Annotated in this window: 9 protein-coding genes; 5 read left to right on the forward strand and 4 right to left on the reverse strand. The window is 63.7% G+C overall.

What is annotated here, in order from left to right; genetic code table 11:
• Window positions 1-3 precede the first annotated feature (3 nt).
• Window positions 4-216 carry an MbtH family protein gene (locus ACMGGQ_RS03840; RefSeq protein ID WP_048026930.1) on the forward strand — a complete coding sequence of 71 codons (213 nt, stop codon included), beginning with the start codon at window positions 4-6 and terminating at the stop codon, window positions 214-216.
• Window positions 213-4070, forward strand: coding sequence for an enterobactin non-ribosomal peptide synthetase EntF (gene entF, locus ACMGGQ_RS03845; protein WP_420289619.1), 3858 nt, complete (start codon window positions 213-215; stop codon window positions 4068-4070). The genes ACMGGQ_RS03840 and entF overlap by 4 nt, the downstream gene beginning before the upstream one ends.
• An 87-nt stretch (window positions 4071-4157) precedes the next feature.
• On the opposite strand, the gene fepC is transcribed toward entF, so the two are convergent.
• Genes fepC through fepD form a run of 3 tightly spaced genes read right to left on the reverse strand, consistent with a single transcriptional unit; the run spans window position 4158 to window position 6942 of the window.
• Window positions 4158-4952, reverse strand: coding sequence for an iron-enterobactin ABC transporter ATP-binding protein (fepC, locus tag ACMGGQ_RS03850; RefSeq protein WP_420289620.1), 795 nt, complete (start codon window positions 4950-4952; stop codon window positions 4158-4160).
• The gene (fepG, locus tag ACMGGQ_RS03855) at window positions 4949-5938 is read right to left on the reverse strand and encodes an iron-enterobactin ABC transporter permease (protein WP_420290553.1); all 990 of its coding nucleotides are present in this window, start codon (window positions 5936-5938) and stop codon (window positions 4949-4951) included. The genes fepC and fepG overlap by 4 nt, the downstream gene beginning before the upstream one ends.
• Window positions 5938-6942 (reverse strand): Fe(3+)-siderophore ABC transporter permease, encoded by a 1005-nt coding sequence (gene fepD, locus ACMGGQ_RS03860; protein WP_420289621.1) that lies wholly within the window; start codon window positions 6940-6942, stop codon window positions 5938-5940. The genes fepG and fepD overlap by 1 nt, the downstream gene beginning before the upstream one ends.
• A gap of 108 nt (window positions 6943-7050) precedes the next feature.
• On the opposite strand from fepD, the gene entS reads away from it, so the two are divergent.
• Window positions 7051-8286 (forward strand): enterobactin transporter EntS, encoded by a 1236-nt coding sequence (gene entS / locus ACMGGQ_RS03865; RefSeq protein WP_420289622.1) that lies wholly within the window; start codon window positions 7051-7053, stop codon window positions 8284-8286.
• Between the two features lie 83 nt (window positions 8287-8369).
• Here entS and fepB read toward each other — a convergent pair whose 3' ends face one another.
• A complete protein-coding gene (gene fepB, locus ACMGGQ_RS03870) occupies window positions 8370-9329 on the reverse strand; it encodes a Fe2+-enterobactin ABC transporter substrate-binding protein (protein ID WP_420289623.1) in 960 nt (319 codons plus the stop codon).
• Window positions 9330-9517: 188 nt separating this feature from the next.
• Here fepB and entC point away from each other — a divergent pair, with 188 nt between their 5' ends.
• Both entC and entE read left to right on the forward strand, forming a co-directional pair.
• Window positions 9518-10693, forward strand: a complete 1176-nt coding sequence (entC, locus tag ACMGGQ_RS03875) for an isochorismate synthase EntC (RefSeq protein WP_348958809.1) — start codon at window positions 9518-9520, stop codon at window positions 10691-10693.
• 9 nt (window positions 10694-10702) lie between these two features.
• A complete protein-coding gene (gene entE, locus ACMGGQ_RS03880) occupies window positions 10703-12313 on the forward strand; it encodes a (2,3-dihydroxybenzoyl)adenylate synthase EntE (RefSeq protein WP_420289624.1) in 1611 nt (536 codons plus the stop codon).
• Window positions 12314-12322: the final 9 nt, after the last annotated feature.

The following is a 12322-nucleotide window of genomic DNA, read 5'->3' on the forward strand; positions in this document are numbered from 1 at the left end:
TGTATGGAATTCAGCAATCCTTTCGATAATCCGCAGGGACAGTTCGCCATTTTGCAAAACGACCAGGGGCAGTACAGCCTGTGGCCGCAGCAGTGCGAACTGCCGGCAGGGTGGCGCGTAGTGTGTGAAGCACAGTCGCAGGAGGCGTGCCAGCAGTGGCTTGCCGGGCACTGGCAAACGCTTGAGCCGTCTTACTTTGTGGGGGAGAACGCATGAACCGTCTTCCTCTCGTCGCCGCCCAGCCGGGGATTTGGATGGCGGAACAGCTGTCCACGCTGCCAAACGCCTGGAGCGTGGCGCACTACACCGAGCTGAAAGGCGATATCGATGCGCCACTGCTGGTTAAAGCCATTGCGGAAGGCATGCTGCAGGCCGATACCCTGCGCATGCGTTTTGCAGAAGAAAACGGTGAGGTGTGGCAGTGGGTGGATGAGACCTTCATTCTGCCGGAACCGTCCGTTGTTCGCGTTGATTCCCACGCCGCCGCCGTGGCGCTGATGGAATCCGATCTTAACCAGAACCTGCGCGTCGACAGCGGTCAGCCGCTGGCGTTTCACCAGCTGATTCAGGTCGGTGACAACCACTGGTACTGGTATCAGCGCTATCATCATCTGGTAGTGGATGGCTTCAGCTTCCCGGCCATTACCCGCCAGATCGCCGCAATTTATGCCGTGTGGAAAAAGGGCGACCCCACGCCTGAATCCCCGTTTACCCCATTTGCAGAGGTGGTGGACGAGTACCAGCGCTATCGCGACAGCGAGGCGTACCCGCGCGACGGCGCGTTCTGGGCCGAGCAGCGCAAACAGCTGCCTTCTCCGGTCTCGCTCTCCTCCGCGCCGCTGCCGGGTCGTGCCGTGACAACGGATATCCTGCGCCTGAAAATCGCCGCCGACGGTCGTGCTTTTAGCCAGCTTGCGCAGGCGGCAGAAAAGGTACAGCGCACCGACCTGGCGCTTGCGCTGGTGGCGCTGTGGCTGGGGCGCCTCACCGGACGGCTGGACTTCGCCGCCGGGTTTATCTTTATGCGAAGGATGGGGTCCGCAGCCCTGACCGCGACCGGGCCGGTGCTTAACGTCCTGCCGCTGGCGATCAATATCGATCCGCAGGAGAGCCTGCCCTCGCTGGCGCTGCGCCTGGCGAACCAGCTGAAAAAAATGCGCCGCCACCAGCGCTACGACGCCGAGCAGATCGTGCGCGACAGTGGGAAAGCGGCGGGCGATGAAGCGCTTTTCGGCCCGGTGCTGAACGTGAAAGTGTTCGACTACCAGCTGGATATCGACGGCGTGGAGGCCATCACCCACACGCTGGCGACCGGCCCGGTGAACGATCTGGAACTGGCGCTGTTCCCGGACGAGCAGGGCGGGTTGAGCATTGAGATCCTCGCCAACAAACAGCGCTACGACGAGGCGACGCTGGTGCGTCACGTCGCGCGCCTGAACGCGATGCTGAGGCAATTTGCGGTCAATCCGGACCTGCGCTGCAGCGAGGTGGAAACCGTTTCAGAACAGGAATACGCTAAGCTCGCGCGCATCAACGATACCGGACTGGCGCTGCCGTCCAGCACGCTCGCGGATCTGGTGGCGGAACAGACGAGCAGAACGCCGGACGCCCCGGCGCTGGCGGATGCGCACGTTGAGCTGAACTATCGCCAGATGCGCGAGCAGGTCGTCGCGCTGGCAAACCTGCTGCGCGCGCGCGGCGTGAAGCCGGGCGACAGCGTGGCGGTGGCCCTGCCGCGCTCGGTATTCCTGACGTTAGCCTTGCACGGCATTGTGGAGGCGGGCGCCGCGTGGCTGCCGCTCGACACCGGCTACCCGGACGATCGCCTGCGGATGATGCTGGAGGATGCGAAGCCGTCCCTGCTCATTACCACTGACGAACAGCTTCCGCGCTTTAGCGATCTCTCCGTTGAGACGTTTAGTTACAACACACTATTACCGATCGCGGATGCTGAACCGCTGCGTCTGGCGAAGCCGGAGCAGACGGCGTACATCATCTTTACCTCCGGCTCGACCGGGCGTCCAAAAGGGGTCATGGTCGGCCATACCGCCATCGTTAACCGCCTGAAGTGGATGCAGGACCATTATCCGCTGGGCGCGGACGATGTGGTGGCGCAGAAAACGCCGTGCAGCTTTGACGTGTCGGTGTGGGAGTTCTGGTGGCCGTTTATCGCCGGGGCGAAGCTGGTGATGGCCGAGCCAGACGCGCACCGCGATCCGCAGGCGATGCAAAGCTTCTTCGCCCACTATGGCGTGACCACTACCCACTTCGTGCCGTCGATGCTGGCGGCGTTTGTTACCTCGCTGACGCCGGAAAACGTCGACTGCTGCAAAACGCTTAAGCAGGTGTTCTGCAGCGGCGAAGCGCTGCCGACGGCGCTGTGCCGCGAGTGGGAACAGCTGACCCGCGTGCCGCTGCACAATCTTTATGGCCCGACGGAAGCGGCAGTAGACGTCAGCTGGTATCCGGCGTTTGGGCCTGAGCTGGCGGCAGTTGCAGGCAACAGCGTGCCGATCGGCTTCCCGGTGTGGAACACGGGGCTGCGCATTCTGGATGCGATGATGCGCCCGGTGCCGTTCGGCGTGGCGGGCGATCTCTACCTCACCGGCATTCAGCTGGCGCAGGGGTATCTGGGCCGTCCGGGCCTCACCGCCAGCCGCTTTATCGCCGACCCGTTTGCGCCGGGCGAGCGGATGTACCGCACCGGAGACGTTGCCCGCTGGCTGGATAACGGCGCGGTGGAATATCTGGGCCGCAGCGACGACCAGCTTAAAATTCGCGGCCAGCGCATCGAGCTGGGTGAAATCGACCGGGCGATGCTCTCGCTGCCGGACGTGGCCCAGGCCGTGGCGCACGCCTGCGTCTTCAACCAGGCGGCGGCAACGGGCGGCGATGCCCGCCAGCTGGTGGGGTACGTGGTTTCTGAATCCGGCTTACCGTTGGACCGCGACGCGCTGCTGGAATCGCTCAAAGCTCAGCTGCCGCCGCATATGGTGCCGGTGGTGCTGCTGCAAATCAGCGCGCTGCCGCTGAGCGCCAACGGCAAGCTGGATCGCAAGGCGCTGCCGCTGCCGGAACTGACCGGTAAAACGTCCGGACGGGCCCCGGAAAGCGAAACCGAAATCGCCGTCGCGCAGGCGTTTGCCGCGCTGCTGGGCTGCGAGATCAACGACATTGAGGCGGATTTCTTTGCCCTCGGCGGCCACTCGCTGCTGGCTATGCGTCTGGCGGCACAGCTTAGCCGTGCGTTCAACCGCAAGGTCACGCCGGGGCAGATTATGGTCGCCTCGACGGTCAGCAAGCTTAGCGCCCTGCTGGACTCGCAGATGAGCGACGAGCAGGCGCAGCGTCTGGGGTATGAAACGCTTCTGCCGCTGCGTGAGGGCGACGGCCCGACGCTGTTCTGCTTCCATCCGGCATCCGGCTTCGCCTGGCAGTTTAGCGTGCTGGCGCGCTACCTCAGCCCGCGCTGGTCTATCGTCGGCATTCAGTCGCCGCGCGCGGACGGGCCGATGCAGCAGTGTGCGGATCTGAATGGGGTGATTGAGCGCCACCTGTTTACGTTACGTAAGCAGCAGCCGCAGGGGCCGTATTACCTGTTCGGTTATTCCCTCGGCGGCACGCTGGCGCAGGGGATTGCGGCCCGCCTGCGCGAGCAGGGTGAAGCGGTTTCATTCCTCGGCCTGCTGGATACCTGGCCGCCGGAAACCCAGAACTGGGCGGAAAAAGAGGCTAATGGCCTCGACCCGGCGGTGCTGGCAGAGATCGAGCGGGAACGTCAGGCGTTTATCGCCGCCCAGCAGGGGCAGGGCTCCAGCGAGCTGTTTAACGCGATTGAAGGCAACTACGCCGACGCGGTGCGGTTGCTCACCACGGCACACAGCGCGCGCTTTGACGGCAAAGCGACGCTGTTTGTCGCCGAGCGCACGCGAACCATGGATCCGCAGGCGGCCTGGGCGCCGTGGGTGTCGGAGCTTGAGGTGTACAGCCAGGATTGCGCCCACGTGGATATCATTTCACCGCAGGCGTTTGAGAAGATAGGGCCGGTGTTGAAGAATATTTTGGGGTAACGTCAAAAGCGCCGGGTGGCGGCTACGCCTTACCCGGCCTACGGGAGCCGAGTGTAGGCCGGGTAAGGCGTAGCCGCCACCCGGCAATTACCGTCGACCTAACGGCACCACCAGCGGCGTTCCCGCCACCGGATCGTCGATTATCATGCAGCGCAGGCCGTAGATCCGTGCGATCAGCTCCGGCGTGACAATCTCTTTCGGCGCGCCCTGGGCCACAATCTCCCCGTCTCGCAAGGCAATCAGGTGCGTGGCATAGCGGCACGCCTGGTTTAAATCGTGCAGTACCGCCGCCAGGGTGTACCCCTGCGTGCGGTTCAGCTCGCTCAGCAGCTCCAGCAGGTCAATCTGGTGGCTGATATCCAGCCACGTTGTCGGCTCGTCCAGCAGCATGATGGAAGTTTCCTGCGCCAGCACCATCGCGATCCACGCGCGCTGACGCTGTCCGCCGGAAAGGGTATCCACGCTTTGCTGAGCGAGATCGGTAATGCCCGTCGCCTGCATCGCGCGGTTCACCGCCTCGTCGTCCTCTTTACGCCAGCGGGTAAACAGCGGCTGGTGCGGATAGCGCCCGCGCGAGACCAGCTCCTGAACCGTGATGTCCCCCGGCGTGGTGGCGTTTTGCGCCAGCAGCCCGATGCGCCTGGCCACCTCTTTGCTGGCGAAGCGCTGGATCTGCTCGCCGTCGAGAAGCACGCTCCCCGCAACCGGCGTCATCAGGCGGCTCAGGGTGCGCAGCAGGGTCGATTTCCCGCAGCCGTTCGGGCCGATAATCGCCGTGAAGTGGCCGTCCGGAATGGCGACGGATAAATCACGGGCAATAATTTTTTTGCCGTAAGCGAGGGTGAGATTTTCGCCGCGCAAGCGGGTGGTTGAATCTGTCATTTCTTGCGAGACTCCTGAACGAGCAAGACGATAAGGTAAATGCCGCCGAGGCTGACGGTCACCACGCCCACCGGAAGCTGGTAAGGCATAAACAGCCGCTGGGCGCAGAGATCGGCGGCCAGCAGCAGCAGCGCGCCGCACAGCGCCGCCTGGGTCAAGCCCCAGCGCGCCGTTCCGCTAAGACGTCGTGCGATATGCGGCGCGACAAGGGCGATAAATGAGATCGGCCCGGCGATGGCGGTGGAGGCGGCGGTCAGCAGTACGGCGACCAGCATCAGCATCAGGCGCGAGCGCTCAACGCCCACGCCCAGCGCGCAGGCGCTGTCGTCGCCCATCTCCAGCAGCCGCATGCGCCGTACCAGCAGCAGCGCGCCGATAAACATCAGCACAATCAGCGGTGCCGCGGGCCAGGTTTTGCCCCACGTCAGGCCGTTGAGGGAGCCCGCGTACCACAGCCCGGCGGAAAGCGCCGTTTCCAGCGAGGCCTGCAGCAGCAGCCAGGTGTTAAAGGCCATCAGCATCGCACGGATGCCAATACCGATAATGATCAGCCGGAAGGTGTCGATGCCGTTGCGCCAGGCCAACAGCCAGATAACCAGCGACGTCAGAATGCCGCCCGCCATCGCCGTAAAGGTGATGGCCGTCAGGTGCTGGCCGAACAGCACCATCGCCACCAGCACGCCGCTCCAGGCCCCGGTATTGAGGCCCATCACGTCCGGGCTGCCGAGCGGGTTGCGCATCAGCGACTGGAAGATCGCGCCGCTGACGCCGAGCGCCGCGCCCACCAGGATCGCTATCGCCACGCGCGGCAGTCGCCATTCGGTGACAACCAGGGTGATATTACGCGGCGCGCTGCCGAGCAGGGCGTTAAGCACCTGAGTGAAATCAAGCGTCACCGCGCCGCTGCGCAGGCTCAACGTTGCCAGCAGCAGAATGGCGATAACCAGCAGGGAGACGCAGGCGACTAAACGCCGGGAGGGAGCCATCATGCGCCACCTCCTCGTCTGCGTCGTACCAGGAAGATCAGCACCGGCGCACCGATAAAGGCGCTGACCACCGAGACGCGCAGCTCGCCGGGAACCAGCAGGCGGCCCAGCACGTCGGCAAACAGCAGCAGGGCAGGGGTCGCCAGCAGCGTGACGGGCAGGGACCAGCGGTGATCCGCCCCCACCAGCCAGCGCGCCATATGGGGCATCATCAGGCCGATAAAGGCAATCGGGCCAACCACGGCGGTCGCGCTGCCGCACAGTACGGTGATGGCCAGCAGGCCCGTCAGCTGCGTGCGCGCCACGCGGTTGCCGAGGGCGGTGGCGGTATCGCTGCCGAGGCTCAGGCTGTTCAGCGCCCGGCTTAACGACAGCGCTACGGCGGCGGCAATCATCACCGGGATCGCCACCACTTTCAGGGTTTCAAGGGTGCGGATATCCAGCGAGCCGGCCTGCCAGAAGCGCAGCTGGTCGTAAACGTCCGGGTTGAGCAGGGCGATGCCGTTGGACAAGCCTTCCAGCACCGCGGCAAGCGCCACGCCCGCCAGCGTCAGGCGTACCGGGCTCAGCTGTCCGCCGCCCTGGCTGCCGGTAAACGCCACCACCAGCGAGGCGACCAGCGCGCCGCAGAAGGCCATTACCAGTTGCTCAGACGGAGAGATGAAGCCGAACAGCGCCGCGCCGAGCACGATGGCAAAGCTGGCACCGGAGTTCACGCCGAGAATGCCGGGGTCCGCCAGCGGGTTACGGGTAAGGGTTTGCATCAACGCACCGGCAAGGCCGAGCGCGCCGCCGGCCAGCAGTCCGGCAAGGGTGCGGGGCAGGCGGGCGTCGAGCACGATGACGCAGTCGGCGCTCTGACAGGTGCCGGAGAGCGCATCAATGATAACGGAGGCGGTCAGCGGCTTCGCGCCGACCAGCAGGCTGAGCGCAATCGCCAGGCTCAATAGCAGCAATAAAACGGGCACGGCAATGGCGCGCACCGAAGAAGAGGAAAACGACATAGCAACATCCATGATTTGATAATGATAGTGATTATCGTTATCTATCTTATTTGGCTATGTTAGCATGTGCGCCCATGGAATGGGTAGAATTACACTCAAGGCTTTGTCATGAATCAAAAATCCTGGCTGCTCAACCTCAGCCTGCTCAAAACGCACCCGGCGTATCGCGCCGTCTTTATCGCTCGTTTTATCTCCATTTTATCCCTCGGCCTGCTCGGCGTGGCCGTGCCGGTCCAGATCCAGGCTATGACGCACTCCAGCTGGCTGGTGGGGTTATCGGTGACGTTAACCGGCGGGGCGATGTTTATCGGTCTGATGGTCGGCGGCGTGCTGGCGGACCGCTACGAGCGTAAAAAGCTGATCCTGCTGGCACGCGGCACCTGCGGCGTGGGCTTTATCGGGCTGTGTCTGAACGCCATGCTGCCGGAGCCGTCGCTGATGGCCATATATGCCCTCGGGCTGTGGGACGGTTTCTTTGCCTCCTTAGGCGTGACGGCGCTGCTGGCGGCGACGCCCGCGCTGGTCGGGCGCGAGAACCTAATGCAGGCGGGGGCGATCACCATGCTCACCGTGCGCCTCGGCTCGGTGATTTCGCCGATGGTCGGCGGCCTGCTGCTGGCGACCGGCAACGTAGCGTGGAACTACGGCCTGGCGGCGGCGGGGACGTTTATCACCACGCTGACGCTGCTGCGCCTGCCGCTGCTGCCACCTCCGCCGCAGCCGCGCGAGCATCCGCTGACATCACTGATGGCCGCTATTCGTTTTCTGTTCAGTAACCCGCTGATTGGTGGCATTGCGCTGCTTGGTGGCCTGCTGACCATGGCGAGCGCCGTGCGCGTGCTGTATCCGGCGTTAGCGGGAGAGTGGCGGATGAGCGCCTCGGAGATTGGCCTGCTGTACGCCGCGATTCCGCTCGGCGCGGCCTGCGGGGCGCTGACCAGCGGTAACCTGGCGCAGAGCGCGCGACCGGGGTTGATTATGCTGCTTGCCACGCTGGCCTCGTTTATCGCCATTGGCTTCTTCAGCCTGATGCCGGTCTGGGCGCTCGGGGTGATGTGTCTGGTGATCTTTGGCTGGTTGAGCGCCATCAGCTCGCTCTTGCAGTACACCCTGATCCAGACCCAGACGCCGGAAGGGATGCTCGGGCGCATCAACGGCCTGTGGACCGCGCAGAACGTCACGGGCGATGCCATCGGTGCGGCGATCCTCGGCGGGCTGGGGGCGATAATGAGCCCGGTGGCGTCGGCGAGCAGCAGCGGGTTTGTGTTAGCGATGGTTGGCGTGATTTTGTTAGTGGCGCTGGTGGAATTGCGGCGGTTCAGGCAGGAGAGTGCCCCTGTGTGATTTGCCGGGTGGCGGCTGCGCCTTACCCGGCCTACATTTTGCACCCGTAGGCCCGGTAAGCGAAGCGCCACCGGGCGCATGCATTACCCGAAAATTGCCTCTAAACGCTGCAACACCAACATCGCGCTGTAATAATCCAGGCGGAACGTCTCGGTTCCTAACGCCCACACGCGCTTGTTTTTCACCGACGGTAGGTGCGCCAGCAGCGGGTTAGCGTAAATCGCCGCCACGTCTTTCTCGTCACCGGCAAACACAAACAGCCCTTCGCCGTTCAGTCCCGTCGCCAGGTTTTCACCGCCCAGCTGGATAATGTCGTGGCGCTTGCCCTGGCTTGTTGAGGTCTGCAACCCGGCAGGCAGCTCCGCCAGCGTAAAGCCCAGCTGGTGCAGCAGCTTGCCTTGCGCCGATTCCGCGGTCCACAGGTTGGCAGAATGCGCGGCGGCGGTGTAGACGATGGCGTTCACCGGCTGCGGCGGCAGCGTCATTTGCTGTTTCACCTGCGCGAGCTGCGTATCAAACGCGGCTATGCGCCCGGCGGCCTGCTTTTCGTGTCCGGTGATCGTGCCCAGCTGGGTCAGCAGCGCCTGCCAGCTCTTGTCGTCGTAGTTGATGATAAGCGTCGGCGCAATGGCGGAAAGCTGATCGTACAGCGCCAGTGCGGAATCCCCGCCGGTAGCGCTGATCAAAATCAGGTCCGGCATTTGCGCGGCCACCGCTTCGGCGCTCGGCTCGCCAATGTACAGCCGCGCTACCTTGCGCTGCTTCGCGATATCGCCCCACTGGCGCAGGAAGCCCTGTCCATCCGCCACGCGGTTGTTTGGCGTGGTCGCGCCGCTGGCGACGACCGGTGCGTCAATGGCCAGCAGGGAGCCGGTTAAGGTCACGCTGGTGGAGACAATGCGCGTCGGTTTGCTCTCAAGCGTGTGAACGCCGCGGCTGTCGGTCACCTGACGCGGCCAGTCGGCGGCAGCGGCTGAGGTAAGTCCTAAAACAAAAAGCACGAATAAAAGCAGGGGATTACGGAAAACGGCAGGGAATTTCACAGCGCGGGATCCTGTTTTCGTTGAGGATAATGCTTCTCATTTTCATAGTTACCGCACCGGGATGCAAGCTTTTGTCGCACAAGTTATTTGCCCGACGGTTGACAGCGAAGCGATGTGGGATTAGGTTAGCCGACGAAAATATAAATGATAATCATTATTGCTTCTTTTATCATTTTGAGGAGGATGATATGGATACGTCCCTGGCTGAGGAAGTTCAGCACGCCGCAACCACGCTGGAATCAGACCGTTTTTTCTTTATGTCGCCTTACCGCAGCTTTACCACTTCCGGCTGCTTTGCCCGCTTCAGTGAACCCGCCGTCGGCGGTGACGATCCGGCGGGTCGCTTCCAGCAAAAATTAGCCCAGGCCTTCCGCACGGCAAAAGCCAGCGGTATTGCTCACCCGGTGATGGTGGGGGCGATCCCGTTCGACACCCGCAAGCCCTCGTCGCTGTTTATTCCGCAACGCTGGGAGACCTTTTCCCGTCCCGCACGTCAGCAGTCCGCACGTTATTTTTCCGGCGCGCAGGCGCTGAAGGTGGCACAACGCACCGAGGTCCCGCCGCAGCCCGTCTTCGAAGAGATGGTCGCTCGCGCCGCGTCGCTGACCGCCACGCCGCAGGTGAACAAGGTGGTGCTGTCGCGCCTGATTGATATCGCGACCGACAAACGCATGGACAGCGGCGCCCTGATGGAGCGCCTGATCGCCCAGAACCCGGCGAGCTTCAACTTCCACGTGCCGCTGGAAGACGGCGGCGTGCTGCTTGGCGCCAGCCCGGAGCTGCTGCTGCGCAAAGAGGGGGCGCACTTTAGCTCGCTGCCGCTGGCAGGCTCCGCGCGCCGTCAGCCGGACGACGTGCTGGATCGCGAAGCGGGCAACAAGCTGCTGGCCTCCGAAAAGGACCGTCACGAGCACGACCTGGTCACCCAGGCGATGAAGGCCATTCTGGCACCACGCAGCCACCATCTCAGCATGCCTGATTCTCCTCAGTTGATTACCACGCCGACGCTGTGGCATCTGGCGACGCCGGTGGAAGGCGAGGCGCGTGAAAACGAGAACGCCCTGACCCTGGCCTGCCTGCTGCACCCGACCCCGGCGCTGAGCGGCTTCCCGCATCAGGCGGCGAAAGAGCTGATTGCCGAGCTGGAGCCGTTCGACCGCGAGCTGTTTGGCGGCATCGTTGGCTGGTGCGACAGCGAAGGCAACGGTGAGTGGGTGGTGACCATCCGCTGCGCGCGTCTTCGTGAAAATACCGTTCGCCTGTTTGCCGGTGCGGGCATTGTGCCTGCCTCCTCCCCGGTGGGCGAGTGGCGCGAGACGGGCGTGAAGCTCTCCACCATGCTCAACGTGTTTGGTTTGCACTAAGGAAGACTCATGACCATTCCCTTTACCCGCTGGCCTGAGGCATTTGCCCGCCGCTACCGTGAAAAAGGCTACTGGCAGGATCTGCCGTTGACCCACATCCTGACCGATCGGGCGGACAGCGATGCGGTGGCGATTATCGATGGCGATCGCCACATTACCTACCGCGCGCTGAATCAGGCCGTAAACAACCTGGCCTCAGCCCTTCAGGCGCGTGGGCTGCAGCGTGGCGAGACGGCGCTGGTGCAGCTTGGCAACGTGGCCGAGTTCTACATGACCTTCTTCGCGCTGCTGCAAATCGGCGTCGCGCCGGTCAACGCGCTCTTTAGCCACCAGCGCAGCGAGCTGAACGCCTACGCGGCGCAGATCAACCCTGCCGTGCTGATTGCCGATCGCGACCATGCGCTGTTTGCGGACGATGATTTTCTTCATGCCTTTGTGGATGAACATCGCTCGGTGCGCGTCGTGCTCCTGCGCGGCGATAAGGGTGAATATGCCCTGGACGCGGCGATTGCGCGCCCGGCGGACAATTTTATCCCTAACCCGACGCCCGCCGACGAAGTGGCGTTCTTCCAGCTCTCCGGCGGCAGCACCGGCACGCCGAAGCTGATCCCGCGGACGCATAACGACTACGACTACAGCATTCGCCGCAGCAACGAGATCTGCGGTATCACTGCGCACACCCGGTATCTGAACGCGCTGCCCGCGGCGCACAACTACGCCATGAGCTCGCCGGGCTCACTGGGCGTCTTTACCGCGGGCGGCTGCGTGGTGCTGGCGAACGATCCGAGCGCCACGCTCTGCTTCCCGCTGATCGAACAGCATCAGATTAACGTCACCTCGCTGGTCCCGCCGGCGGTCAGCCTCTGGCTGCAGGCGATTGCCGACGGTGCGGGGAACGCGCAGCTTAACTCCCTGAAGCTGCTGCAGGTGGGCGGCGCACGCCTTTCCGCCACGCTTGCGGCGCGCATTCCGGCAGAAATCGGCTGCCAGCTGCAGCAAGTGTTCGGCATGGCAGAAGGGCTGGTGAACTACACCGCGCTCGACGACGCGCCGGAACGCATCATCAACACCCAGGGCCGACCGATGTGCCCGGACGACGAAGTGTGGGTGGCGGACGAGCACGGCAACCCGCTGCCGCGCGGGGAAGTCGGGCGCCTGATGACGCGCGGTCCGTATACCTTCCGAGGCTATTTCAACAGCCCGGAACACAACGCCAGCGCCTTCGACGCCGACGGCTTTTACTGCTCCGGGGATCTGATCGCCATTGACGAGCAGGGCTACATCACCGTGCAGGGGCGCGAGAAAGATCAGATCAACCGCGGCGGCGAGAAGATTGCTGCCGAAGAGATCGAGAACCTGCTGCTGCGCCATGAGTCGGTGATCCACGCCGCGCTGGTAAGCATGGAGGATAGCCTGCTGGGTGAGAAGAGCTGCGCGTATCTGGTGGTGAAACAGCCCCTGCGTGCGGTGGAGGTGCGTCGCTTCCTGCGCGAGCAGGGCGTCGCCGAATTCAAGCTGCCGGACCGCGTGGAGAGCGTGGATGCGCTCCCGCTGACGCCGGTCGGCAAAGTCGATAAGAAACAGTTGCGCCTGTGGCTTGCTGAACGCGCCCGGGGCTGAGGAACAGAG

Source organism: Enterobacter sp. BNK-13, assembly GCF_048685015.1.
GTDB classification, from domain to species: domain Bacteria; phylum Pseudomonadota; class Gammaproteobacteria; order Enterobacterales; family Enterobacteriaceae; genus Enterobacter; species Enterobacter quasiroggenkampii.

Excerpts from the sequence above, each read along its gene's own strand:
- entE (WP_420289624.1), top strand. The coding sequence starts at position 10,703 with ATGACCATTCCCTTTACCCGCTGGCCTGAGGCATTTGCCCGCCGCTAC.
- entF (WP_420289619.1), top strand. The coding sequence starts at position 213 with ATGAACCGTCTTCCTCTCGTCGCCGCCCAGCCGGGGATTTGGATGGCG.
- ACMGGQ_RS03840 (WP_048026930.1), top strand. The coding sequence starts at position 4 with ATGGAATTCAGCAATCCTTTCGATAATCCGCAGGGACAGTTCGCCATT.
- entC (WP_348958809.1), top strand. The coding sequence starts at position 9,518 with ATGGATACGTCCCTGGCTGAGGAAGTTCAGCACGCCGCAACCACGCTG.
- fepC (WP_420289620.1), bottom strand. The coding sequence starts at position 4,952 with ATGACAGATTCAACCACCCGCTTGCGCGGCGAAAATCTCACCCTCGCT.
- fepG (WP_420290553.1), bottom strand. The coding sequence starts at position 5,938 with ATGGCTCCCTCCCGGCGTTTAGTCGCCTGCGTCTCCCTGCTGGTTATC.
- entS (WP_420289622.1), top strand. The coding sequence starts at position 7,051 with ATGAATCAAAAATCCTGGCTGCTCAACCTCAGCCTGCTCAAAACGCAC.
- fepD (WP_420289621.1), bottom strand. The coding sequence starts at position 6,942 with ATGTCGTTTTCCTCTTCTTCGGTGCGCGCCATTGCCGTGCCCGTTTTA.